We start from the raw sequence: 23,051 nt of genomic DNA on the forward strand, positions 1-23,051 counted from the left end.
GGGTCTATCGCGTAACACCGCTCGGCAAGCATACCTTTAAACGTCTAGACGTTTAGATGAATAGATGGTCAAATGTCCATTCGCTGGATCAACAGGAAATCCGATGAGCGCCACTCCCGCCTCGCCTACCGCCGCTTCCGCCGTGCCGCCCTCGTCGGCCCGGCGCGCATGGATGGCCGTGCTGGCGCGCACGCCGCGCGCCGATCTCGAAGCCGCGCTGGAGCGCGCGCTGCACGCCATCCCCACTCCCGCTTACGACTGGCTGCGGCCGCCCGAAATCGGCCTCGCGATGGTGCGCGGGCGCATCGGCGGCAGCGGCGACCCGTTCAATCTCGGTGAGGCCACGGTCACGCGAGCGACCTTGCGTCTGCGTGTAACGGATGATGCAGACATCGCCGTGCGTGCCGCTGTCGGCGTCGCGTGCCATCTGGGCCGCGACCGCCGCCGCGCCGAACTCGCCGCGCTGGCGGACGCGCTGCTGCAACTGCCCGAGCATCACGCGGCTTTGCACCGCCAACTGATCGAACCGCTCGCTGCGCAACAGGCTGCGGGCCGCGCCGAACGGCAACAGGACGCCGCGGCCACGCGCGTCGAATTCTTCACGATGGTCCGGGGCGCATGATGGAAAACTCGCAGATTGCTTTGTCTACATTGACGCCGGGTTTCACGGACCCGGTCCACGACACCCAGGCGGTGTTCCGCACGCTGCTCGATGCGCTGTCGCGGCCGGGCCCGATCGGCGTGATTGAAAGCGTGTTGCCCGAAGTGCGGGCCACCCGCGCCGAGCCCGCCGCGTTTGCCGCGCTGCTGGCGCTGTGCGACTACGCGACGCCCGTGTGGCTCGCGCAACCGGATACCGCGCTCGGCTCGGCGTTGCGTTTTCATACCGGCGCGCCGCTGGTCGATGAACCCGGTGCGGCCGCGTTTGCGTATATCCATGATGCGAACGCATTGCCGTCACTGGAGAGCTTCGGGCTCGGCACGGCGGAATCGCCCGAGCAATCCGTCACGCTGCTGATTCGCGTCGAAGCGCTGACGGGCGGAACGCCGGTCATACTCACCGGCCCCGGCATTCTGGATACCGAAACGATTTCACCGGTCGGTCTGCCCGAGCATTTCTGGCACGAACGCGCCGCGCTCGCCCCGCTGTTTCCATGCGGGATCGATTGTTATCTCGTCTGCGGCACGCGCCTGATCGGCCTGCCGCGCACAACTCAAGCAAAGGTGAACTGATGTACGTTGCCGTCAAGGGTGGAGAGCGCGCGATCGAAGCGTCATGGCGCCTGCTCGACAAGGAACGCCGTGGCGATCCGCGGCTCGCCGAGCTCAGCGTCGCGCAGATTCGCGAGCAGTTGCGCCTCGCGGTCGCGCGGGTGATGACCGAAGGCTCGGTGTTCGACGAGGAGCTCGCCGCGCTCGCCATCAAGCAGGCCGCCGGCGATCTGGTCGAAGCGATCTTCCTGCTGCGCGCGTATCGCACCACATTGCCGCGTTTCGGTTACACACAACCGATCGACACCGAGACGATGCAGGTCGAGCGGCGCATTTCGGCGACGTTCAAGGACATTCCGGGCGGCCAGATGCTCGGCGCGACTTACGATTACACGCAGCGTCTGCTCGATTTTGCGTTGCTCGCCGATGGCGACGGCACGGGTGAACGCGCGGATGCCAGCGGCGCGCCGGCAAGTAAGGCAGCGCGTGAAAACGCGGCGGCGTCAACGCAAGCCATGCCGCGCGTCGTCACCCTGCTCGACAAGGAAGGGCTGATCGAACAGGAGCGCCCCACTCTGGACGCACGGGAGCCCGGCGATCTTTCCCGTGAACCGCTCGCCTTTCCGGCGAGCCGCGCGACGCGTCTGCAGAACCTCGCGCGCGGCGACGAAGGCTTTCTGCTCGCCATGGGTTACGCAACGCAGCGCGGCTACGCGCATTCGCATCCGTTCGCGGGCGAGATCCGCTTCGGCACGATTGCCGTCGAAATGGAACTCGACGAACTGGGCGAAGCGGTCGACATTGGCGAGATCGACATCACCGAATGCCAGATGATCAACCAGTTCGCGGGCAGCGGCGCGGTGCCGCCCGCGTTTACGCAAGGCTACGGCCTCGCGTTCGGCCACTCGGAGCGCAAGGCGATGGCGATGGCGCTGGTGGATCGCGCGTTACGTGCCGAGGAACTCGGCGAAACGATCGCGTCGTCCACGCAGGACATCGAATTCATGCTTTCGCATAGCGATAACGTCGAAGCCTCGGGCTTCGTTCAGCATCTGAAGTTGCCCCACTACGTCGACTTCCAGTCGGAACTGGAACTCGTGCGGCGTCTACGCGCGCAGCATGGCATGCAAGAGCGCGATCACAGCGAACATCAGCGCGACGACAAACACAGCGATCACGAGGAGCAGGCAGCATGAACGCGCCCGGGACATCCCAAGCCACCACCATTGACAGCGCGCCCGACAGCGCGGCGCACGGCTACAACTTCGCGTACCTCGACGAGCAGACCAAGCGCATGCTGCGGCGCGCGTTGCTCAAGGCCGTGGCCGTGCCGGGCTATCAGGTGCCGTTCGCATCGCGTGAAATGCCGTTGCCGTTCGGCTGGGGCACAGGCGGCATTCAGGTCACCGCGGCGATCATCGGCAGGAACGACACGCTGAAGGTGATCGACCAGGGCTCCGACGAAACCACCAACGCGGTCAACATCCGCCGCTTCTTCGCACGCACGACCGGCGTGGCGACCACGCGCCGCACGGCTGAAGCGACGATCATCCAGACGCGTCACCGGATTCCCGAAACGCCGCTCACCGACAAACAGATTCTGGTCTATCAGGTGCCGATGCCCGAACCGCTCTATCGGCTCGAACCTCGCGTCGCCGAATGCAAAAAGCTGCATGCGCTCGCGGACTATGGCCTGATCAGCGTGAAGCTCTACGAGGACATCGTGCATCACGGCAGTATCGCGACCACTTACGACTATCCGGTGATCGTCAACGGCCGCTATCTGAGTTCGCCGTCACCGATCCCGAAGTTCGACAACCCGAAGATGCATATGAACCCCGCGCTGCAATTGTTCGGCGCCGGCCGCGAGCGGCGCATTCACGCGATTCCGCCGTACACGCCGGTACGCAGTCTCGACTTCGACGACCATCCGTTCGAAGTGCAGAAGTGGCAGCACGCGTGCGCGTTGTGCGGATCGACGGAGAGCTTCCTCGACGAAATGATCGTCGACGACGCGGGCAAGCGCATGTTCGTCTGCTCGGATAGCGACTACTGCCACGAGCGGCGCGGCGACGCGGATCTCGATCCGGCAGCGCCCACCGTACACCACGGAGAATCCGCATGACGCCGCTATTGAGCGCCCGCGCCCTGACCAAACAATTCGGCGGCCGCAACGGTTGCCGCAACGTCAGCTTCGACCTGTATCCGGGCGAAGTGCTGTGCATCGTCGGCGAATCCGGCTCGGGCAAGACCACGCTGTTGAATACGCTCGCATTGAAAACCGCGGCCGACAGCGGCTCGCTCCACTACACCGCCACGCATGGCGAGCGCCTCGATCTGCTCGCGCTGTCGGAACCGCGCCGGCGTTTGCTGATGCGCACCGAATGGGGTTTCGTGCAGCAGAATCCGCGCGACGGCCTGCGCAGCGGCGTGTCCGCCGGCGCGAATATCGGCGAGCCGCTGATGGCCGTCGGCGCGCGCCACTATGGCGAGATCCGCCACGCGGCCACGCAATGGATGGAGCGTGTCGAACTCGACGCTTCCCGTATCGACGAATTCCCCAGCGCGTTTTCCGGTGGCATGCAGCAACGCCTGCAGATCGCGCGCAATCTCGTGACCGGTCCACGGCTCGTTTTCATGGACGAACCCACCGCCGGCCTCGACGTGTCCGTGCAGGCGCGTCTGCTCGATCTGCTGCGCACGCTGACGTCCACGCTGCATCTGTCGGTGCTGATCGTCACGCACGATATCGGCGTGGCGCGGCTGCTCGCGCATCGGCTGATGGTCATGCAGGCGGGTGAAGTCGTCGAAGCGGGTCTGACGGATCAGGTGCTCGACGATCCGCAGCACCCTTATACGCAAACGCTGGTTTCCTCGGTTCTGCCGGTTTGAGGCTCACAATGCGATCCATTGATACAGGCTTTGAAGCGCGTGCGAGTGAGCACGCGTTCTCCAACAACGCCGACCTGATGCTGCGCGCGGCCGGAATCGGCAAGACCTTCACGCTGCATGGCCAGGGCGGTGTGCAAATCGAAGCGCTTGCGGGCGTGTCGCTCGAAGTCGAGCGCGGCGAGTGCGTCGTGCTGGTCGGCCCATCGGGCGCAGGTAAGAGCACGCTGCTGCGTTGTCTGTACGGCAACTATCTCGCGAGCACCGGTTCGATCGAGATTCGCGATACAGCGGATCATGGTCAGCGCGTATCGATCACCGGCGCGCAACCGCATGATGTGTTGCGTCTGCGCCGCAACGTGGTTGGCTACGTGAGCCAGTTTCTGCACGTGATTCCGCGCGTGCCGACACTCACGCTCGTCGCCGAGCCGCTGCTGTCGCGCGGCGTCGCCGAACCCGAGGCCCGCACGCGCGCCGCCGCGCTGCTTGCCCGGCTGAACGTGCCGCAGCGGCTGTGGACGCTGGCGCCCGCCACCTTCTCGGGCGGTGAGCAGCAGCGCGTGAACATCGCGCGTGGCTTGATCGCCGGGCATCCTCTATTGCTGCTCGACGAACCCACGGCTTCGCTCGACGCGGAGAACCGCGACGTGGTCGCCGATCTGATCGTCGAAGCGCGCGAACGCGGTGCGGCGATCGTCGGCATCTTTCACGACGAAGAGACGCGCAACAAGGTTGCGACGCGCCGTCTGGAACTGCGGCCGCCACGGCGACACTGACTAGTTGCCCGGCGTGAAACGGCACTAGAATGAACCAGCTACGCGCGGTGCCGGAGTAACGCATATGCATGAAAACACAGTAGTAGAACAACACCCAAGGCCCGACTTAAACGGAGCAAGTCGATGTTGATCAGGAACGCTCGCATCGTGACGCGAGAAGAAGTATTTACCGGCGTGCTACGCGTCGAAGACGGTGTGATTCGCGACATCGAGCGCGGCACGACCGCCGCGCGCGAAGCGGAAGATTGGGACGGCGATTATCTGCTGCCCGGTCTGATCGAGCTGCACACGGACAACCTGGAGAAGCATCTCGCCCCGCGTCCGGGCGTGCAATGGAATACGGATGCCGCGTTTGTGATCCACGACGCCCAGGTGGCGGCCGCGGGCATCACCACGGTGTTCGACGCGCTCGCAATCGGCTCGCGCTCGAGCGTCGGAATCCGCGGCCGCGATCTGCAAACGCAATGCGCCGAATCCCTGTTGCGTTTTTCCACGCGCAAACTGTTGCGCGCCGAACACTTCCTGCATCTGCGCTGCGAGATCGCCACCGCCGACGTGGTAGAAGTATTCGACTCGCTGTGCACGCATCCGCTGTTGCGGCTCGCGTCGGTGATGGATCACACGCCCGGTCAGCGGCAATGGCATGACCGCGAGCAATGGCGCCGCTTCCAGGAACGCAACGGCAAGCTGAGCGATGAACACGTCGCGACCGCGCTGGCCGAACTGTCGGTCGAACAGGAACGTTACGCCGATGCGCACCGCCGCGAGATCGTTACGCGCTGCAAGCAACTCGGCATTCCAGTGGCGAGCCACGACGACACGCTGATCGAGCACGTCGAACAGGCGAAGGCCGAAGGCATCGTGCTCGCCGAATTCCCGACCACCCGCATCGCCGCCGAAGCCGCGCGCGAGCATGGCATCTCGACCATCATGGGTGCGCCGAATATCGTGCGCGGCGGTTCGCATTCGGGCAACGTGTCGGCGCTCGAACTGGCGCGAGCGGACCTGCTCGATATTCTGTCGTCGGATTATGTGCCGTCGAGCCTGATGACCGCCGTGTTCGAACTGGTCGACAAAGCCGGCTGGACGCTGCCGCGCGCGATGGCGACGGTCTCCGCCGAACCGGCGCGCACCGCCGGCCTGCACGACCGGGGCGCAATCGAAACGGGGCTGCGCGCGGACTTGGTGCGCGTGACGATGCTCGACACGCTGCCGGTGCCGCGCGCGACGTATCGCAACGGGGTACGGATCGTTTGATGGGGTGGGTGGAAAGCTTGCCGCGCAGCCGCGCCGCGTCGTGCCTCAGCCTCACGTCGACAACGGCACGCGCTCCGGCTCGTCCGCGTCGAACCACGCGGGGTTGCGCGCGGCGATCGGGCCGAGCGACATCAGAATCTCGCGCAGATGACTGCGCATCGCGTCTTCGGCGGCGCTCGGGTCGTGCGCGCGCAAGCCGGCCAGAATCTTCGCGTGCTGCTTGATCAGCAGATCGAGCGGCGACACATCCGGCAGGCTCAGATAGCGCACCCGGTCCATTTGCGCCTTGATGTCCTGAATCGTTTCCCAGGCGGCCGTGCAGTCGATCGCCTGGGCAATCGCGTAATGGAACGCCTCGTCTAGCGCGAGAAACGCGGCCGTGTCGTTCGACTTCGCCGCGAGTTTCTGTTCGCGCAAATTATCCGCGAGCGCCTGCAACTGCTCGTCGGTGATCGACACCGCCGCTTTGCGCACCACCGCGGTTTCGATCGCCTCGCGAATGAAACGCCCTTCGCGCACCTGGCGCGGCGAAATCCGCTTCACGAACGTGCCGCGCTGCGGCAGCACCTGCAATACGCCGGCCTCGACCAGTTTGATGAACGCTTCCCGCACCGGCTGCCGCGACACCTGGAACATGTCGGACACTTCCTTCTCCGACAGCGGCGTGCCCGGCACCATTTGCCCGACGAAAATCGCCTGCCGCAACGCGCGGAAAATCTGCTTGCCGATCGGCTCGTGCGAATCGAACGAGAGGTTCGCGGTCAGATCGGGCAACGGGACGGCCGCGCCGGCCTGTGCGCTCGCGCGGCGTCGCGTGCGAGGCGCGACGAGCGCCGCGTTGGCGGAGAGAGGCGGTTCGGTAGCGAGGAGGTTCTTGGTCGGCATCGGGCGAAGCTAACGGTAACGGCGAATCAGTAGCGGAAAGAACGCAGCGAGCGCGAGGTAGCAGGCGCACCCGCGATGGCAAGCAACCCTGCCACGCACTCGGCATGCGCCGCACCATACTACCATGCACGCTTCATCGCCAACGTGCTGGCACGCGGCTCGCGAATCCACACCAGCGAACATACCGCGCCGAGCACCGCAATCGCGCCGGCCAGCACGAACGCGCTGCCATACGCACCATGCGTCGCCTCGACGATGAAGCCGGTCACCGCCGGCCCGATCACCCCGGCCAGATTCGCCAGCAGATGCACGAAGCCGCCCACGCCGCCGACATGTTCGCGCGGCACGGTGTCCTGAATCACGGCCCAATACACTGCGCCCGTCACATACAGGAAGAAGATCGACACCGACATCAGCGCGACCGCGCCCTGCGTGCTGGCCACGCGGCCGGCCAGCGCGACGCACACCGCCGCCGCGCCGAGACAGGTGCCGAGCACGATCTTGCGCGACAGTAACGGCTTGCCGGTCAGACGCAGGATCAGGTCGGAGATGAAGCCCCCGGCCGCCAGCCCGATGCTGCCGAGCACCCACGGAATCACCGTCGCGAAGCTCATGTCGCGCAGGCTCAGGTGATGCGCCTCGGTCAGATAGGTCGGGAACCACGACAGGAAGAAGAACAGCACATAGTTGTACGAGAAGAACGCGAACGCGGTTGCGAGAATGATCGGCTTGCGCAGGAAGTGGCCCAGGCCGAGCTTGCCGCCATCGGCCGAATGCGAGATCGCGTGCTCGTCCGCCTGGCCCGCGCGGATCAGTTCCAGTTCTTCGGGCGCAACGCGCGCATTCTCGTGCGGGTGCTCGGTCGTCGTGACCGACCAGAACACGAGCCACGCGAGCCCGAACAGCATGATCGCGACGAACGCCCAGCGCCAGCCGAACTGCACCGCCATGAAGCCGACCACCGGCCCGGCCAGCGCACCGCCGAGCGGTGTACCCGAGCTGATCACGCCGATCGCGCTCGCCACTTCCTTGCGCGGAAACCAGTTGTTGACCATCTTGCTGTTCGACGAACTGAACGGGCCCTCGCCCATGCCGAACAACACGCGCAGCACGATGAGCGAACCGATGCCGCTCGCCAGCGCGGTCGCGCCGCAGAACACCGACCACACGCCCATCGCGGTGCCGAACACGCGCTTCGCGCCGACCTTGTCCGACAGTACACCGCCGACGAAATTGAACAGCGCGTAGCCGATGAAAAAGCTGCTGAACACGATGCCCATCTGCGCGTGCGAAAAGTTCAGGTCTTTCTGGATCAGCGGCGCGGTGATCGACAGCGCCGCGCGATCCAGATAGTTGATAACGCCAGCCAGAAACAGCAGCGCGACGACGAACCAGCGTTGACTCTTGATCATCAGGTGTCTCCTACGATGCGCCTCTTGGCGGGCGATCGGACCAGCTTGATAGTTTGATTCGCTTCGCAGGACGCGGCGCGTGCAGCATGTGACACCCCGCAAAGCGGCGCGGCTCAGTCGAAGTTCAAATGCACCTTCATCGACTGCGAACGGTCGAGCGCCACTTCGAACGCACGGTTCGCATCGCGCATCGCGAACGCGTGCGTCATCAGCGGGCGCAAGTCGAGCTTGCCGGACGCGATTTCATCGGCGGCGATTGCGTATTCGGTCGTGAAGCGGAACGAGCCCTGATAGCGGAGTTCCTTTGCCATCACCAGGTTCGCCGCCACCGGCGATTGGCCGGCCGGCAGATTGCCCACCTGGATCACCGTGCCGCCCGCGCGTGCCGAACGCAGCGCCGTATCGAGACCCGCCGGACTGCCCGATGCTTCGATCACCACGTCGAAGGTGCCGCGTTGCGCGGACCACTGCTCGATCGTCGCGGTGTCGGCGGCGTTCACGGTCTGGTCCGCGCCGAGTTGCTGCGCGACCTGCAACGCCCGGTCGGACAGATCCAGCGCCACCACCCGGTGCGCGCCCGCGCGGCGCGCGACGCTCAGCAGAATGCAGCCGATCGGACCGCAGCCGACCAGCAGCACATTCGCGCCTACCAGCGAACCGGCCTGCTTCACCGCATGCAACGCGACGGCGAGCGGCTCGGCCATCGATGCCTGCGCGAAGTCGACGCCATCCGGCACCGGCACGCATTGACGCGCCGCCACCACGATGTACTGGCGGAACATCCCCTGCGTATGCGGAAAGGTCGACGCGCTGCCCATGAAGCGCATGTTCAGGCAATGATTCGGCATGCCGCCGACGCAAAAGCGGCATGTTCCACACGCCAGGCCGGGATTGACCGCGACGCGCTGCCCACGCGCGAGATGCAGGTCGCCGGCAACGCCCTCCCCGATCGAATCGATTTCGCCGGCCACTTCATGGCCGAGCACGAAGGGCTCGCGCACTGCGAAGTCACCGCTCCTGCCCTTGAAATAGTACGAAAGGTCGGAGCCGCAGATGCCGCCGGCACGCACCCGCACGCGCACCTGGCCCGGGCCGGGCTCGGGGGGATCGACTTCGTCGATACGGATCAGTTTGGGTTCGTGAAGCACTGCTGCCAGCATGATGGACTCCGGTAAGGCAAAGCTCGCGCGCTCAATGCTGCGCGACAGAAGAAGACGGGGATGAGGATGCGAAGGTTTGCGCCGCGTCCTGCAAGTCGGCGGCGCCGCCCCAATCGTGCAGGTCGCCGTTGCGGCGCAGCGGCGCAGTCTCCGGCAACGCGAACAGCGACACCGCCGACACGATGCCGAGCACGGCCACGTAGGCGATCAGCGCAAGCGAGCTGCCGTGCGTCGCCTGAATCAGCTTGACGGCCAGCAGGCCGAGCACCCCGCTGCCGAGCAGCGAGCCGATCTGCCAGATCAGCGCGATACCGCTGCAACGCACGCGCGCCGGGAACAATTCGGGAAACAGCGCGGCTTGCGGCGCATAGCAAAGGCTGTGGCCGACGCTGATCGCGAGGATCATCACCAGTTGCACTGCGCCGCGATTGCCGCTGTCGATCGCGAGGAAGAACGGCACCACGAGCGCGACATGCAGCAAAGCACCCGCGATGAACGTCGGACGCCGGCCGATGCGGTCGGACAACGCGCCCGCCAGCGGAATCGTCACGAGTTCGAGCGCCACCGCGACGAGCACCGTTTGCAGCAGCATGCTTTGCGCGACCCCGTGCGCTTTGCCGTAGGCGAGCACGATCATCGTGTACATCGCGAACGTGCAGGCTTCGATCAGTTTCGCGCCGACGCCCTTGACGATGGTCGGGCCGAACTGCTGCATCACCTCCACCACCGGCCGCGACGACACCGCCTTGGTGCGCTGGATGGTCGCGAAGATCGGCGACTCTTCGGTGCGCAGGCGGATATACAGGCCGAGCGCGACCAAGAGCGCGCTGGCGAGAAACGGAATGCGCCAGCCCCAGTCGAGCAGTTGCGCGGGCGTCAGCGTGGCTGAGAGCAGTGCGAACAGGCCGGACGGAATCAGAAAGCCGGCGGGCGCGCCCAATTGCACGAGACTCGCGAAGAAGCCGCGCCGCACGGGCGGCGCGTATTCCGCGGTGAGCAACACCGCGCCCGCCTGCTCGCCGCCCACCCCGAAGCCTTGCAGCACGCGGATCACGATCAGTGCGACGGGCGCCCAGATGCCGATCGACTGATAGTCCGGCAGCAAGCCGATCGCGAACGTGCCGAGGCCGACGATCAAAATCGTGACGATCAACGCCTTCTTGCGGCCGACGCGGTCGCCGAAATGGCCGAACACGATGCCGCCCAGCGGCCGCGCGAGGAAGCCGACCGCATAGGTGGCGAAAGCGGCGAGCGTGCCGATCAGCGGGTCCGCGGCGGGGAAAAACTTCTGCCCGAACACCAGCACGGCCGCCGTGCCGTAGACGAAGAAATCGTAGTACTCGGCCGCGGTGCCGATGGTCGAGGCGAAGGCCACCCGGCGCAGCATGGCGGTGCTGGCCGGCGCGGCGCCTGGTGGGCGGGCTGGGTTCAAGCTTGTCTCCATGATTTTTTCGTTAGTGAGTCGAACGGATCGCGTGGATCGGGCTCACCAGTTCCACAGCGTGCCGTCTTCGAGACGCGCCACCGGCAGGTAGGCCGGGTCGTACGGATAACGCGCGGCCGCTGCTTCGTCGATGTCGACACCGTGGCCCGGCGCTTCGCCGGGATGCATCATGCCTTTGTCGAAGCGCCATGCATGCGGGAATACATCGAGCGCTTCCTCCGGAAAACCCATGTATTCCTGCACGCCGAAGTTCGGCACCCACAAGTCGAAATGCAGCGCCGCGCCCATGCAGACCGGCGACAGGTCCGACGGCCCGTGGCAACCCGTGCGCACCTGGTACAACGAAGCGAAATCAGCGATGCGCCGCAAATGGGTGATGCCGCCCGCGTGCGTCAGCGTCGCGCGGATGTAGTCGATCAGCTGCTCTTCGATCAACTGCTTGCAATCCCAGATGCTGTTGAAGACCTCGCCGACCGCGATCGGCGTGACCGTATGCTCGCGAATCAGCCGGAAGCCGGCCTGATTCTCCGCAGGAGTGGGATCTTCCATCCAGAACAGACGATACGGCTCGACCGATTTGCCCAGGCCCGCGGCTTCGATCGGCGTCAAACGGTGGTGCACGTCATGCAGCAGATGCGTGTCGAAGCCGAATTTGTCGCGCACCGCTTCGAACAGCTTCGGCACGAAGTCGAGATACTTTTCCGACGACCAGCTCTGCTCTTCCACCGCGCCCTTGGTGGCCGGCTCGTACATGCCGCTGCCTTTCGACACGCCGTAGACCGAGCGCATGTTCGGCACCCCGCATTGAATGCGGATCGCCTGATAGCCGGCCTCGATGTGTTCGGCGTAACGGTCGAGCGCTTCGGGAATGTCGCGGCCGGTGGCATGCCCGTACACCATCACCCCTTCACGCGACGCGCCGCCCAGCAGCTTGTAGAGCGGCATGCCCGTTACCTTGCCGAGAATGTCCCACAGCGCCATGTCCACCGCGGCGATCGCCGTCATCGTGACCGGGCCGCGCCGCCAGTACGCGCCTTTGTAGAGGAACTGCCAGGTGTCCTCGATACGGCCGGGATCGCGGCCGATCAGCAGCGGGCACACATGGTCTTTCAGATACGACGCGACCGCCAGTTCGCGGCCGTTCAGCGTGGCATCGCCGATGCCGTGCACGCCCTCGTCGGTGACGATTTTCAGCGTGACGAAATTGCGGCCCGGACACGTGACGATCACGTCGGCGCGAACGATTTTCATGACTTGTTCCTTGCAAAGACGGTTGCCGGGCCGTGCACCGCGAACGACGCGCGGTATGCGGCTGGCTGTTTTCATGGCGCTTTCGAACCTTTGGCCCAGGACGGCGACTGAGTCGAAAAATCAGACGCATCACACTGTCTCAAGCCGTTTGAACGATGCTACCATACAAGTATAGCGAATCGTCAAATCAGGGTTTTCCCGCTGAACGCCTCGCTTCAAAGCCTTTTTACGCCCCATCGCGCCACAGGATTTCGTTACATGAACTCTGCCGCCCCACAGTCTCCACTGCCGCGCCTGACCCGCGACGCGCTGCCCGCACTGCCCACGCATCTGCTGTCGCCGCACTGGCGCGAGCCGCGCATCGGTATCGTTCATCTGGGCATCGGCAACTTTCATCGCGCACATCAGGCGCTGTATACGGAAGAAGCCATGCTCGCCGCCGGCGGTGACTGGGGCATATGCGGTGTGACGCTGCAAGGCGATGTCAGCAAGCGCGACGCGCTGATGGAGCAACACGGTCTCTACAGCGTGGTCGAACGCGGGCCCGATGGCGCGAAGGTCACAGTGCTACGGGCGCTGCGCGAAGTGCTGGCAATGCCTCACGATCACGCGGCGCTGTTCGCGCGCCTCGCGGACCCGGCCGTGCGGATCGTCTCGCTGACCGTCACCGAAAAGGGCTATTGCCGCGATCCGAAAACCGGCGAGGTCGCGCTCGACGATCCCGCCGTCGCACACGATCTGGCCCATCCGCTCGCGCCGCGCACGGTGCCCGGCATCCTCGTCGCGGCATTGCGCGCGCGCCGCGATGCGGCGAACGGCAAACCGTTCACCGTGCTGTCCTGCGATAACCTCGCGCACAACGGCGCCGCGCTGCGCCAGGTGGTCTGCTCGTTTGCGCGCCGGCTCGATGCCGCGCTGGCCGACTGGATCGCCGCCGAAGTCGCGTTCCCATCGACGATGGTCGACCGCATCGTGCCGGCCACCACCGAAGCCGAACGCGCCACCGCAGCCGAACAACTCGGCTACCGCGACGCCGCGCCCGTGCCTTGCGAGCCGTTCCGGCAATGGGTCATCGAAGATCGTTTTCCGCAGGGACGTCCCGCGTGGGAGGCGGCCGGCGCGCAACTCGTCGACGACGTCACGCCGTTCGAGTTGGCCAAGCTGCGCATGCTGAACGGCACGCATTCGACGCTGGCCTATCTGTCGATGCTCGGCGGTTTCGCCACCATCGACGCGGCGATCGGCGACCCCGCGCTTCGCCATCTGATCCACGCGATGATGACCGAAGAAATTGCGCCGACGCTGCGCATGCCGGTGTCGTTCGATCTGGCCGGCTACCGCGACGCATTGCTGGAGCGTTACGCGAACCCTGCGCTGAAGCACCGCTGCGCGCAGATCGCGATGGACGGCAGTCAGAAGCTGCCGCCGCGCCTGCTCGCGACGATCGCAGCGCGCATCGCCGCGGACCAGCCTTATCGACGGCTCGCGCTGGCGGTCGCGGCATGGATGACGTTCTTGCGCGGCCACGCGGACGACGGCACGCGTTACGAGATCAGCGATCCGTTCGCGGGCAGATTGACGGCGCTCGCGGCGTCCGCGCACGGGGAACCCCAGGCGTTGATGGACGCATTACTGGCGGTGCAGGAAGTGTTTCCGGCGGAGCTCGCCGGTCATGCCGAGTTCAGGGCGACGCTTCATCACGCGCTGGAGTTGCTTCGGAAACACGGCGCGCGGGGGGCGATTGCCGCGTTGCAGTGAATCGTTGCGTGGTGGAAACGGGCGCGGTGTGAAGCGGCAGGCACTACGGCGCGTCGAGCGCACCGGACGCGTGACGCGCCTCAGGCCGCTCAAGCGGTCGGCTCGGCCTCACGCCCTTCTGTCGCGCCTTCGCCCGCTCTGGCGCGCGCAAACCCGGCCTGTTCGCGCCGGCGCGCGTCGAGCACATCCTGGTAGCGCAAATACGCGCAACGTCCGCCGGATTTCGCCGCGTACATCGCCGCGTCCGCGTTGAGCAGCAACTCCTCGGCCGTGCCGCTGTCGTCGGGGAACTGGCTGATGCCGATGCTCGCGCCCACCGTCATGCTATGGCCCTCTATCAGCAGCGTTTCGTTCAACGCGTCCATGATGCGCGACGCGATGCCGGGCGCCGCCTCCGCGACACGCGGCCCCTCGATCAGCACGATGAACTCGTCGCCGCCCAGCCTTGCGATCACATCCCCGGCGCACAGCACCTGTTTGAGCCGCAGCGCCACCGCGGCGAGCACCTTGTCGCCGACCGAGTGGCCGAACTGGTCGTTGATCTGCTTGAAGCGGTCCAGGTCGACGAACAGCACGGCAAGTCCTTCGTCACGCCGCGCCGCCTCCTCGATCGCGCTTTCGAGCTTCTGCATGAACAGCATGCGGTTCGGCAATCCGGTCAGCGCGTCATGCGTGGCGAGGTGCACGAGTTCGCGCTGCTTCGCATGCAGCGCGTCCATTTGCGCCTTGATTTCGCGGCGCAAACGATCGAAGCAGCGCGCCAGCACGCCGATCTCGTCGGTGCGTTTGAGCGGCAGCGTGTGCATCGCGTGTTCGGCGAACAGATGTGTCGCCGCATACGCGAGCAGATGCAGCGGCTTGGTCAACGCGCGCGCGAACAGAATCGCCAGCAGCACCGAGAGGCCGCTGAAGATCAGCACCATGCGGATGATCTGGTTGCCCAGCAAATGCGCGCCCGACAGCACATCGTCGAGCGGCTTGGCGAGACCCAGCACGATGAAGCGGTTGCCCTCGGAGCCGCCGAACGGCCTGCGCACAAATGCGAGCACCTGGCCGGCCGCTTGCCGCGGGTGCGCTAAACCGTTGCCCAGCACTTCGCTTTGGGTTTGGGTCTGCTCGAACAGCGGCTTCGTCATGGAGAAGCTGTCCTGCATCAACACGCGCCGGCCCCGGTCGAAGCCGAAGGTCTTCGACGCGTCCGGATGTACCAGGAAGTCGCCCCATTCGTTGGCGAGATAGATCTGATAATCGCTGGGCAGATCGCTCTGCAAGCGCTTGAGCATGCCGGCCAGATCGATATCGATCACCACCACGCCCACCACGCTCCCGTTGAAATCCGCCACCGGCGTGCCGATGCGCAGCGTCGGCTTACCTTCGGCGGCATGGGTGCCGTACTCGTGATTGACCGAAATCGGCGACGTGTAGATGCGCCCGGGCGTGAACGCGAGCGTATCGAACACATACGCGAACTGGCCTTTTTCCTGCAGCTTGCGCCCGTCGACGCGCACCAGCCCATCGCGGTCGCGATCGAAGCGGATCAGTTCGAGCCCATAGTGCTGACGCGTGATCAGGCGGATTTGCAGGTACTCCGGGTGATGCACCATGAAGCTCGAATACACCTGCGCCAGCCGCTCGCGCCCAGGACTCGCGCCGAAGCCGTCGTCGGTTTGCGCGACGCTTGCCGACGACGGCATGGTTGCGAGCACCAGCGCGTCGGCGGCCACATCGTCGATCGACGCGGCAAAGCGCTGCCCCAGCAATTCCGTCGACGTCAGCAGGCTGTGCTCGGCTTCGTTGACCAGCATCGTGCGATTCGCGTGGTACGCGTAATAGCCGGTCGCGCCGGACGCGAGCACGCCGATGCAGGCGAGCAGCACCGATAGCTTGAAGGTCAGCGCGGGCCGTATCATCAGAACTGCTCCGACCGGTCGCCGGACACGATGCGAGCCCACAACTCCTCGCGCCGTTGAATGTCTTCCACCGGCCCGATCCACACGATGTGCGCGCTGTCGCTCTTATCCACGGGCGCGCTCAGCGTGTTGGCGAGTCCCTGGCGTTGCGTGAGCAACGCGCTCACGCCCGGTTCGAGCATGTAGTTGATCCACGCGAGCGCGAGCGGCCGGTCGCTCGCCGAACGCGTGATCGACCAGCAGTCGAGCCACGCGAGCGCGCCTTCGTCGGGAATCACATAGCCTACATCCGCGCCCGCGCGGCGCAGCAGCTCGACCTGCTGGGTGCCGTAGTTGCCGAACATCAACGCGACCTTGTGCTGGATGAAGAACGCGGTCGCCTCTTCCGGCAATGTGTAATAGGTCAGCAGGTTGCGGCGCAGATCGACGAGCTTGTGGGCGATCGTGCGCATTTGCGTGGCGCTGAGTTGAAACGGATGCGGATAGCCGAGCGCCAGCGCCGTGAACGAGAAGTTGTGTTGCGCGCTGTTGAAGTCGAGCACCTTGCCGCGATACTGCGGGTTCCACAACTCGCGCATCGAGCGCGGCGCGACCGGAATCTGCTTGCGATCGTAGATGAGCCCCATCGACGAATACGTGAACGGGATCGCGTACACCTTGCCCGCCGAGGTCAGCCCTTCGATCGAGTCGAGCGCCTGAAAACGCGGCAACTGCTTTTTCGTGTTCGGCAGGCGGGACAGATCGAGCGGCGCCAGCAGATTCGCCTGCGTATAGCGGCGGATTTCGGCGGTGTTGGCGGCGAGCACGTCGAAAGACGGCGCGTCCTTGCCATGCATCAGCGCCCACAGCGCCTCGTCGGAATCGACCAGCGTGACCTCGACCTTCACCTGATAGCGCTGCTCGAATGCCTTCACCACGTCGGCATCCGCGTAACCGGGCCAGGCGAGAACGCGCAGGACTTTCTCGCCCGCCTCGGCTTGCGCCGGAGACCCGAAGCCCAAACCGAAAACGGCGCCGACCAGCAGCATCAATACGGCGCGAAACATCCCGCCGCGCGGCAGGCGCGCGAGTGCCGAAAGAGACGCGCCCGCCAGTCGCCGCTGAAAGGACTGTCTGAAACAGCGCATTTCATCCGCCGACAACATCATGTGCATATACAAGACCGTTTAGCAGAAGGCCGTTGGACGAGCGCAAACACGCGGTATGGCAGCGGCGAATGTGGGCTCGGTGACTTTCCGGACTGATCCGCTCGTTCGCTGCAAGCATGGCGAAGGCGAAGAGCACCGATGATAGCGCTAAAGGTCGCACTTTTTTATTTCCGAACCCACCGCTCCAGGAAAACAGGCCATCGCCGCGAATCTGGCAAAACCGCTCATCCGCATTTAACGGCATTTCATGCGGAATCTTTAAACGCGCGTTGGCCGATTCAAACCGGGTGTCGTCATATCCCGCGCCAAATTGCGCTTACCGGAAGGAAATTACCGCGCGGCGATCGCATCTAAAGAAGCGCGACGCCGCTGCCGTTAACCATGGCTTATACCAACCCGCCGACAGCGGCTGACGACGGTCCGCGCAGCTACTGCGGCGACACGCGCGGCAGTGCTGCAAGCTGGTGTGCGGCGCGCCGCCCGGGTTGTCGATCGACCGAACAACGAACAGACGATGCGCCTGAGCAAAACCGACTGGATGGGAGTGGCCGTGGTGGCCGGATCGATAGCGTGCTTCGGCGGCTGGCTGCAAAGCGAAATGAACCGCGCGGCGCTCGCGCGCATCCAGCGCGACACGTCGGACTCGCCCGGCGCCTGCGTGGACATGAGCGAGCGCGACGCCGAAATGCTCGGCAAGGGCGAACTCTGGTGCGGCGCGATCGGCGCAGCGCGCGCAGATGCGCCCGGCAAGGCGTAGGAGCGGCTTGCGCGACGCACCACACGCCACTCGCTGGGCGCTGGGCGCGCCGGGCGCGACACAGACGAATTGCGCAAACGGCCCCCGTCGTTCTGGCCCTCGCAATTCGTGCCCGACGACACACTTAGCCAACTTCATTACTACGTTATTACACAGCGCCGGGCGCCTGGCCGCGGCACTCCCCGCGCAGCCCGCGCCGAAATCCGCAATGCGTTCGCAGTTTAGAAGCCATCCTCGCCCGCCATCCGGTGTTTCACTAGCTACCCAACTTTTTTGAACTGATAAGCTTGGCGCGCGCTGCTGGCCGCCCCGGCCGGCGGCTTCAACCCAAACCCGGTCGTGAGTCGCGCCGGGCGTCCCGCCGCGGCACAACCGCACGCGGGCGTATTTGAACTACACCGAGGAGTTAAACAGTGAAAAAACTGCTAGCGGCTTTGACGGTTGCTCTGCTTGCCACCGTCTCGATTGGCGCACACGCTAAAGACTGGTCCACGATCCGTTTTGGCGTTGATGCCAGCTACCCCCCTTTTGAGTCCAAGGGCTCGGACGGCAAGCTCGTTGGCTTCGATATCGACCTCGGCAATGAAATCTGCAAGCGCCTGGATGCCAAGTGCGTGTGGGTCGAAAACGACTTCGACGGCATGATTCCGGCGCTGAAGGCCAAGAAGTTCGACGGCGTGCTGTCGTCGATGTCGATGACGCCGCAACGCGCCGAACAGGTCGCGTTCTCGTCGAAGCTGTTCAACACGCCGACGCGCCTCGTCGCGAAGAAGGGTTCGGGCATCCTGCCGACGGCCGACTCGCTCAAGGGCAAGTCGGTGGGCGTCGAACAGGGCACGATCCAGGAAACCTACGCAAAGACGTACTGGGAACCGAAGGGCGCGAAGGTCGTGCCGTATCAGAACCAGGACCAGGTCTATGCCGACCTGCTGTCGGGCCGTCTGGACGCCGCGCTGCAAGACGCGGTGCAAGCTGAAATCGGCTTCCTGAAGACGCCGCGCGGCGCGGGCTTCGACTTCGTCGGCAAGGACCTCGTGGATGCGAAGATCCTCGGCAACGGCGCGGGCATCGGCATGCGCAAGGAAGACACGGATCTGAAGGTGAAGGTCGACAAGGCGATCGCCGACATCATCAAGGACGGTACGTACAAGAAGCTGGAGAAGAAGTACTTCGACTTCGACGTGTACGGCGGCTAAGCCCGCCTCGCGCGCGTCATGCGCGCTTGACGGCTTGCCAGACGGGCTCCGCACTGCGGGGCCCGTTTCGTTTGCGGGGTCCCGCAGCCCCCTGCGGAGCCCCGTCGAGCCGCGGCGAGCCACATCGCGCGACATTTCGGCTAAGATCGTGCGAGCGCGATGCCGCCAGGCGGCCCGCCAGAGACACGCCCCGCCCGGCCCCACTCGATGCAGTACTTCAAGCATTACCTGCCTGACGCATCACCCGGAACAGCACGCTTTCCCACTGTAATCAACGACATAACGCGGCATGCCAGATTGGGCCGCGGCTCTGAAAACCATGCAAACCCAAACCCATCCGCTGATTGCCCCGACGCTCGGCACCGCCCGCAACCTGACGAGTTTCCACTACGGTCCCGGCGGCGGGCAGAAGATCTACATCCAGTCGTCGCTGCACGCCGACGAGTTGCCGGGCATGCTGGTGTCGTGGGCGCTGCGCCGCAAGCTGGCCGCGCTCGAAGCCGCAGGCAAGCTGCGCGGCGAAGTCGTGATCGTGCCGGTGGCCAATCCGATCGGCCTGAACCAGCACTTTCTCGGCCATCTGACCGGACGTTTCGAAGCCAACACCGCACAGAATTTCAACCGCAACTTCCACGATCTGTCGGCGCTGGTGCAGCCGGTCATCGAGGCACGTCTGAGCGACGACATCGACGCGAACCGCACCGCGATCCGCGCGGCGATGCGCGAAGCGCTCGACGCGCAACAGCCCACGACCGAACTCGAATCGCAACGTCTGGCGCTGCAAAAGCTCTCGTGCGACGCCGACATCGTGCTCGACCTGCACTGCGACTGGGAAGCCGCGATGCACCTGTACACGAATCCGGACCTGTGGCCGGAAGTCGAGCCGCTCGCGTGCTATCTCGACGCCAAGGCCTCGCTGCTGGCGCTCAATTCGGTGGGCAACCCGTTCGACGAAATCCACAGCTTTTGCTGGTCGGATCTGCGCGGCCGTTACGGCGACCGCTTCCCGATTCCGAACGGCTCGATCTCCGTCACGGTCGAACTGCGCGGCCAGCGCGAAGTGTCATACGAGTACGCCGAGCATGACGCGCAGGCGATCATCGAATATCTGACCTCGCGCGGCGTGATCGAAGGCACGGCTGCGCCGCTGCCGCCGCTCGAATTCGCCGCCACGCCGCTCGCCGGCGCCGAGCCGCTGGTCGCGCCGATCAGCGGCGTGCTGGTGTATCGCTGCGAGGTCGGCACGTGGGTGGACGTCGGCCATCCGATCGCCGATATCGTCGACCCGTTGACGGATCGCGTCGTCACGCTGAAAAACAGCGTGGCTGGCGTGCTGTACGCGCGGCATCTGACGCGCTTCGCGACGGCCGGCGTGGAGTTCGCGCGGATTGCCGGCGCGAAGGCATTCAGAAGCGGCTCGCTGTTGAGCAATTGATGAATCGATGCGCGGCCGGAATCGCGACCGGATGTGCCGCGACTGTCCGCACCAGTCTCTGAAGTCTTGAGCAACAGACCAGATCGCCCGCTGATTCAGCGGGCGATCTGCGTTTACGCGGGAACGTTGATCAAATACTGCCGGTTGAGGCGAAACCCGCCAAACACCGCTCAAAACGCCGGAATGATCGCGCCTTTGAACTGCGTATCGATGTACTTGCGCACCTCGTCGGACTCATACGCGGCGACCAGCTTCTTCACCCATGGCTGATTGCGATCCTGCACACGCACCGCGATCAGATTCGCGTACGGCCCCTTGATGTCTTCGATCGCGATCGCGTCTTTAGTCGGCTGCAAACCGGCCTTGACCGCGTAGTCGGTATTGATCGATGCCGCGTCGAGGTCGTCGAGCGCGCGCGGCAATTGCGCGGCATCGAGTTCGACCAGCTTGATCTTCTTCGGATTCTCGACGACATCCAGCGGCGTCGCGTTGACCCCGTTCGTGCCGACGCCCGGCTTCAGTTTGATCGCGCCGTACTTCTGCAACAGCAAGAGCGCGCGATTGCCATTGGACGGATCGTTCTGAATACCGACCTTCGCGCCGTCCGGCAGATCCTTGAGCGACTTGTATTTCTTTGAGTAGAAGCCCATCGGCGACACGTAGGTCAGGCCGACATTGACGATCTTGTAGCCCCGTTGCCTGATCTGGCTGTCGAGAAACGGCTGATGCTGAAAGCCGTTTGCGTCGAGATCGCCCGCGTCGAGCGCCGCGTTCGGCTGCACGTAGTCGTTGAACTCGATCACCTTGACGGCGAGCCCCTCGCGCGCCGCCACCTTCGTGACGACCGACCAGATCTGCGCATCCGGGCCGCTCATCGTGCCGACGGTGATGCGTTTGTCGTCCGCGTGAGCAAGGCTTGCGCCCAGCGAAACGGCGACGATGGCGAGCAGATTCCGAATAAGCGTGCGGCGTTGCATGCGATACCCCGTGAGCGATTGCATTGAATTGAGGAACGCATCGTCGCACGCGCGCACGGCACGGCAGAACCAATTGCTTCTCATACGCTTATATCCGCGATCCGGAAAAAGCTTATGCACCGGGTGCCTTGCGCAGCTCGACTTTTAAAACCACCCGAGTGTCGCGCTTACACGACACATTCAAAAATTACCCAACCTGTCATATACGGTACTCAGCGTTCCCTTAAATTGCGGGCCATCGCACGACCGGCCAAAGAGCTCGGCGCCGCGATCGCTTAATTTTTAATCGGAGAATGTTTTGAACAAGAAAGTATTGACCGCCGCTACCCTCGCCGTCTTCGCCACCGCCGCCCACGCGCAAAGCAGCGTCACGCTGTACGGCCTGATCGATGCCGGTATCAGCTACGTGAACAACTCGAAGACGGCAACCGGCCACGACAACCTCTTCAAGTACGACGACGGCGTGGCGCAAGGCAGCCGTTGGGGCCTGCGCGGCACGGAAGATCTGGGCAACGGCCTGAAGGCGCTGTTCGTGCTGGAAAACGGCTTCAACAGCGGAAACGGCACGTTGGGCCAGGGCGGCGCGATGTTCGGCCGTCAAGCGTATGTGGGTCTGTCGCAGAACAACGTCGGCTCGCTGACGTTCGGCCGCCAGTACTCGTTTTCGACGGACTACCTGGGCGGCAACTACTCGACCGGCGGCCTGACCGTCGCGGGGAACTACGCTTACCATATCAACGACGTCGACCAGCTGACGTCGAGCCGTATCAACAACTCGGTCAAGTTCAGCAGCGCGAATTTCGCCGGCCTGACCTTCGGCGCGATGTATGGCTTCTCGAACCAGGCAGGCGGCTTTGCCGGCACGCCGGGTACGGGCACGACCGCTGCACCGGTTGCAGGATCGTCGCGCGCTTACAGCTTCGGCGCGAACTACGCAAACGGCCCGTTCGGTCTGGGCGTAGCGTACACGGACATCCGCTACCCGGGTCAGGCATCCCCGGCCTTCTCGACTTCGCTGGCTAACGTGACGTTCCCGACGATCGGCGGCGGCCAGATCCAGGACCTGCGCACCGTCGGCGTTGGCGGCCGTTACGCTATCGGCGCAGCGACGCTGTGGGCCCTGTACACGAACACGCGCCTCGCACCGATCTCTGGCGAATCGACGACGTTCGCCGCATACGAAGCAGGCGCGAAGTACGCGTTCACGCCGGCTGTGACGGCAGGCGCAGGCTACACCTACATGCACCTGAGCGGCGCGAACACGGGTCACTGGAACCAGGTGAACCTGAGCGCCGACTACGCGCTGAGCAAGCGCACGGACGTGTATGCACTGGGTATCTACCAGATCGCATCGGGCCACAACGCTGCGTCGGGCAACCTGCAAGCGCAGATCGGTTCGAGCACGAGCTACTTCAACACGTCGGGCACGGGCGCGGACAACCAGCTGGCGTTCCGCGTCGGTATCCGTCATAAGTTCTAAGCGTGTCCTGGACGGCAGGGAGCGCACGCGTTCCTTGCCGTGTCGAAGTTGTGGAAAACGCCCTGCCGGGCGTTTTTCTTCTGGACCATGCGGTTCGTCGTCAA

General features: G+C 64.7%; 20 protein-coding genes. 12 read left to right on the forward strand and 8 right to left on the reverse strand.

Annotated elements, in window-relative coordinates:
- Nucleotides 1-103 precede the first annotated feature (103 nt).
- The 7 genes from phnG to FVF58_RS09930 all read left to right on the forward strand — a co-directional run bounded on the left by phnG (nt 104) and on the right by FVF58_RS09930 (nt 6,134).
- On the forward strand, nt 104-622 hold the full coding sequence (gene phnG, locus FVF58_RS09900) for a phosphonate C-P lyase system protein PhnG (RefSeq protein ID WP_149669722.1): 519 nt from the start codon (nt 104-106) through the stop codon (nt 620-622).
- Nucleotides 622-1,233: a phosphonate C-P lyase system protein PhnH gene (gene phnH / locus FVF58_RS09905; RefSeq protein WP_149669723.1), complete on the forward strand. Its 612-nt coding sequence runs from the start codon at nt 622-624 to the stop codon at nt 1,231-1,233. The genes phnG and phnH overlap by 1 nt, the downstream gene beginning before the upstream one ends.
- On the forward strand, nt 1,233-2,408 hold the full coding sequence (locus FVF58_RS09910; RefSeq protein WP_149669724.1) for a carbon-phosphorus lyase complex subunit: 1,176 nt from the start codon (nt 1,233-1,235) through the stop codon (nt 2,406-2,408). The genes phnH and FVF58_RS09910 overlap by 1 nt, the downstream gene beginning before the upstream one ends.
- Nucleotides 2,405-3,337 carry an alpha-D-ribose 1-methylphosphonate 5-phosphate C-P-lyase PhnJ gene (locus FVF58_RS09915; protein WP_149669725.1) on the forward strand — a complete coding sequence of 311 codons (933 nt, stop codon included), beginning with the start codon at nt 2,405-2,407 and terminating at the stop codon, nt 3,335-3,337. The genes FVF58_RS09910 and FVF58_RS09915 overlap by 4 nt, the downstream gene beginning before the upstream one ends.
- Nucleotides 3,334-4,104, forward strand: coding sequence for a phosphonate C-P lyase system protein PhnK (phnK, locus tag FVF58_RS09920; RefSeq protein WP_149669726.1), 771 nt, complete (start codon nt 3,334-3,336; stop codon nt 4,102-4,104). The genes FVF58_RS09915 and phnK overlap by 4 nt, the downstream gene beginning before the upstream one ends.
- Before the next feature lie 8 nt (nt 4,105-4,112).
- A complete protein-coding gene (phnL, locus tag FVF58_RS09925; RefSeq protein ID WP_149669727.1) occupies nt 4,113-4,877 on the forward strand; it encodes a phosphonate C-P lyase system protein PhnL in 765 nt (254 codons plus the stop codon).
- Between the two features lie 123 nt (nt 4,878-5,000).
- The gene (locus tag FVF58_RS09930; protein WP_149669728.1) at nt 5,001-6,134 is read left to right on the forward strand and encodes an alpha-D-ribose 1-methylphosphonate 5-triphosphate diphosphatase; all 1,134 of its coding nucleotides are present in this window, start codon (nt 5,001-5,003) and stop codon (nt 6,132-6,134) included.
- A 51-nt stretch (nt 6,135-6,185) separates the two neighbouring features.
- Here the strand turns inward: FVF58_RS09930 and FVF58_RS09935 are convergent, their stop codons facing one another.
- From FVF58_RS09935 to manD, 5 genes are all read right to left on the reverse strand, one after another.
- Complete coding sequence (locus tag FVF58_RS09935) at nt 6,186-7,019, reverse strand: GntR family transcriptional regulator (RefSeq protein WP_149669729.1); 834 nt, start codon at nt 7,017-7,019, stop codon at nt 6,186-6,188.
- A 119-nt stretch (nt 7,020-7,138) separates the two neighbouring features.
- Complete coding sequence (locus FVF58_RS09940) at nt 7,139-8,431, reverse strand: MFS transporter (RefSeq protein WP_149669730.1); 1,293 nt, start codon at nt 8,429-8,431, stop codon at nt 7,139-7,141.
- Between the two features lie 113 nt (nt 8,432-8,544).
- Complete coding sequence (locus FVF58_RS09945; RefSeq protein WP_149669731.1) at nt 8,545-9,591, reverse strand: L-idonate 5-dehydrogenase; 1,047 nt, start codon at nt 9,589-9,591, stop codon at nt 8,545-8,547.
- 31 nt (nt 9,592-9,622) lie between these two features.
- Nucleotides 9,623-11,023 (reverse strand): MFS transporter, encoded by a 1,401-nt coding sequence (locus tag FVF58_RS09950; RefSeq protein ID WP_246217001.1) that lies wholly within the window; start codon nt 11,021-11,023, stop codon nt 9,623-9,625.
- A gap of 54 nt (nt 11,024-11,077) precedes the next feature.
- Nucleotides 11,078-12,286 carry a D-mannonate dehydratase ManD gene (gene manD / locus FVF58_RS09955; protein ID WP_149669733.1) on the reverse strand — a complete coding sequence of 403 codons (1,209 nt, stop codon included), beginning with the start codon at nt 12,284-12,286 and terminating at the stop codon, nt 11,078-11,080.
- 258 nt (nt 12,287-12,544) lie between these two features.
- Between manD and FVF58_RS09960 the strand changes: the two genes are divergently transcribed.
- Nucleotides 12,545-14,044: a mannitol dehydrogenase family protein gene (locus FVF58_RS09960; protein WP_149669734.1), complete on the forward strand. Its 1,500-nt coding sequence runs from the start codon at nt 12,545-12,547 to the stop codon at nt 14,042-14,044.
- Between the two features lie 89 nt (nt 14,045-14,133).
- On the opposite strand, the gene FVF58_RS09965 is transcribed toward FVF58_RS09960, so the two are convergent.
- Complete coding sequence (locus FVF58_RS09965) at nt 14,134-15,954, reverse strand: diguanylate cyclase domain-containing protein (protein ID WP_149669735.1); 1,821 nt, start codon at nt 15,952-15,954, stop codon at nt 14,134-14,136.
- Nucleotides 15,954-16,982, reverse strand: coding sequence for an extracellular solute-binding protein (locus FVF58_RS09970; protein ID WP_425468945.1), 1,029 nt, complete (start codon nt 16,980-16,982; stop codon nt 15,954-15,956). The genes FVF58_RS09965 and FVF58_RS09970 overlap by 1 nt, the downstream gene beginning before the upstream one ends.
- Before the next feature lie 634 nt (nt 16,983-17,616).
- On the opposite strand from FVF58_RS09970, the gene FVF58_RS09975 reads away from it, so the two are divergent.
- The 3 genes from FVF58_RS09975 (at nt 17,617) to FVF58_RS09985 (ending at nt 20,490) form a co-directional block, all read left to right on the forward strand.
- Nucleotides 17,617-17,859: a hypothetical protein gene (locus tag FVF58_RS09975; RefSeq protein ID WP_149669737.1), complete on the forward strand. Its 243-nt coding sequence runs from the start codon at nt 17,617-17,619 to the stop codon at nt 17,857-17,859.
- A 413-nt stretch (nt 17,860-18,272) separates the two neighbouring features.
- On the forward strand, nt 18,273-19,055 hold the full coding sequence (locus tag FVF58_RS09980) for an ABC transporter substrate-binding protein (protein WP_149669738.1): 783 nt from the start codon (nt 18,273-18,275) through the stop codon (nt 19,053-19,055).
- A 319-nt stretch (nt 19,056-19,374) separates the two neighbouring features.
- Nucleotides 19,375-20,490, forward strand: a complete 1,116-nt coding sequence (locus FVF58_RS09985; protein WP_149669739.1) for a succinylglutamate desuccinylase/aspartoacylase family protein — start codon at nt 19,375-19,377, stop codon at nt 20,488-20,490.
- A 170-nt stretch (nt 20,491-20,660) separates the two neighbouring features.
- Here FVF58_RS09985 and FVF58_RS09990 read toward each other — a convergent pair whose 3' ends face one another.
- Nucleotides 20,661-21,467, reverse strand: coding sequence for a MetQ/NlpA family ABC transporter substrate-binding protein (locus tag FVF58_RS09990; RefSeq protein ID WP_149669857.1), 807 nt, complete (start codon nt 21,465-21,467; stop codon nt 20,661-20,663).
- A gap of 298 nt (nt 21,468-21,765) precedes the next feature.
- Between FVF58_RS09990 and FVF58_RS09995 the strand changes: the two genes are divergently transcribed.
- Nucleotides 21,766-22,947, forward strand: a complete 1,182-nt coding sequence (locus FVF58_RS09995) for a porin (RefSeq protein ID WP_149669740.1) — start codon at nt 21,766-21,768, stop codon at nt 22,945-22,947.
- Nucleotides 22,948-23,051 lie beyond the last annotated feature (104 nt).

It is taken from the genome of Paraburkholderia panacisoli (genome assembly GCF_008369935.1).
Classification (GTDB): Bacteria; Pseudomonadota; Gammaproteobacteria; order Burkholderiales; family Burkholderiaceae; genus Paraburkholderia; species Paraburkholderia panacisoli.

Bases quoted from the DNA above. Each gene is read 5' to 3' on its own strand.
- manD (WP_149669733.1), bottom strand. From the start codon at position 12,286: ATGAAAATCGTTCGCGCCGACGTGATCGTCACGTGTCCGGGCCGCAAT.
- phnG (WP_149669722.1), top strand. From the start codon at position 104: ATGAGCGCCACTCCCGCCTCGCCTACCGCCGCTTCCGCCGTGCCGCCC.
- FVF58_RS09970 (WP_425468945.1), bottom strand. From the start codon at position 16,982: ATGCTGCTGGTCGGCGCCGTTTTCGGTTTGGGCTTCGGGTCTCCGGCG.
- FVF58_RS09915 (WP_149669725.1), top strand. From the start codon at position 2,405: ATGAACGCGCCCGGGACATCCCAAGCCACCACCATTGACAGCGCGCCC.
- FVF58_RS09935 (WP_149669729.1), bottom strand. From the start codon at position 7,019: ATGCCGACCAAGAACCTCCTCGCTACCGAACCGCCTCTCTCCGCCAAC.
- phnK (WP_149669726.1), top strand. From the start codon at position 3,334: ATGACGCCGCTATTGAGCGCCCGCGCCCTGACCAAACAATTCGGCGGC.
- phnL (WP_149669727.1), top strand. From the start codon at position 4,113: ATGCGATCCATTGATACAGGCTTTGAAGCGCGTGCGAGTGAGCACGCG.
- FVF58_RS09945 (WP_149669731.1), bottom strand. From the start codon at position 9,591: ATGCTGGCAGCAGTGCTTCACGAACCCAAACTGATCCGTATCGACGAA.
- FVF58_RS09930 (WP_149669728.1), top strand. From the start codon at position 5,001: ATGTTGATCAGGAACGCTCGCATCGTGACGCGAGAAGAAGTATTTACC.
- FVF58_RS09985 (WP_149669739.1), top strand. From the start codon at position 19,375: ATGCAAACCCAAACCCATCCGCTGATTGCCCCGACGCTCGGCACCGCC.
- FVF58_RS09975 (WP_149669737.1), top strand. From the start codon at position 17,617: ATGCGCCTGAGCAAAACCGACTGGATGGGAGTGGCCGTGGTGGCCGGA.
- FVF58_RS09910 (WP_149669724.1), top strand. From the start codon at position 1,233: ATGTACGTTGCCGTCAAGGGTGGAGAGCGCGCGATCGAAGCGTCATGG.
- phnH (WP_149669723.1), top strand. From the start codon at position 622: ATGGAAAACTCGCAGATTGCTTTGTCTACATTGACGCCGGGTTTCACG.
- FVF58_RS09940 (WP_149669730.1), bottom strand. From the start codon at position 8,431: ATGATCAAGAGTCAACGCTGGTTCGTCGTCGCGCTGCTGTTTCTGGCT.
- FVF58_RS09965 (WP_149669735.1), bottom strand. From the start codon at position 15,954: ATGATACGGCCCGCGCTGACCTTCAAGCTATCGGTGCTGCTCGCCTGC.
- FVF58_RS09960 (WP_149669734.1), top strand. From the start codon at position 12,545: ATGAACTCTGCCGCCCCACAGTCTCCACTGCCGCGCCTGACCCGCGAC.
- FVF58_RS09990 (WP_149669857.1), bottom strand. From the start codon at position 21,467: ATGCAACGCCGCACGCTTATTCGGAATCTGCTCGCCATCGTCGCCGTT.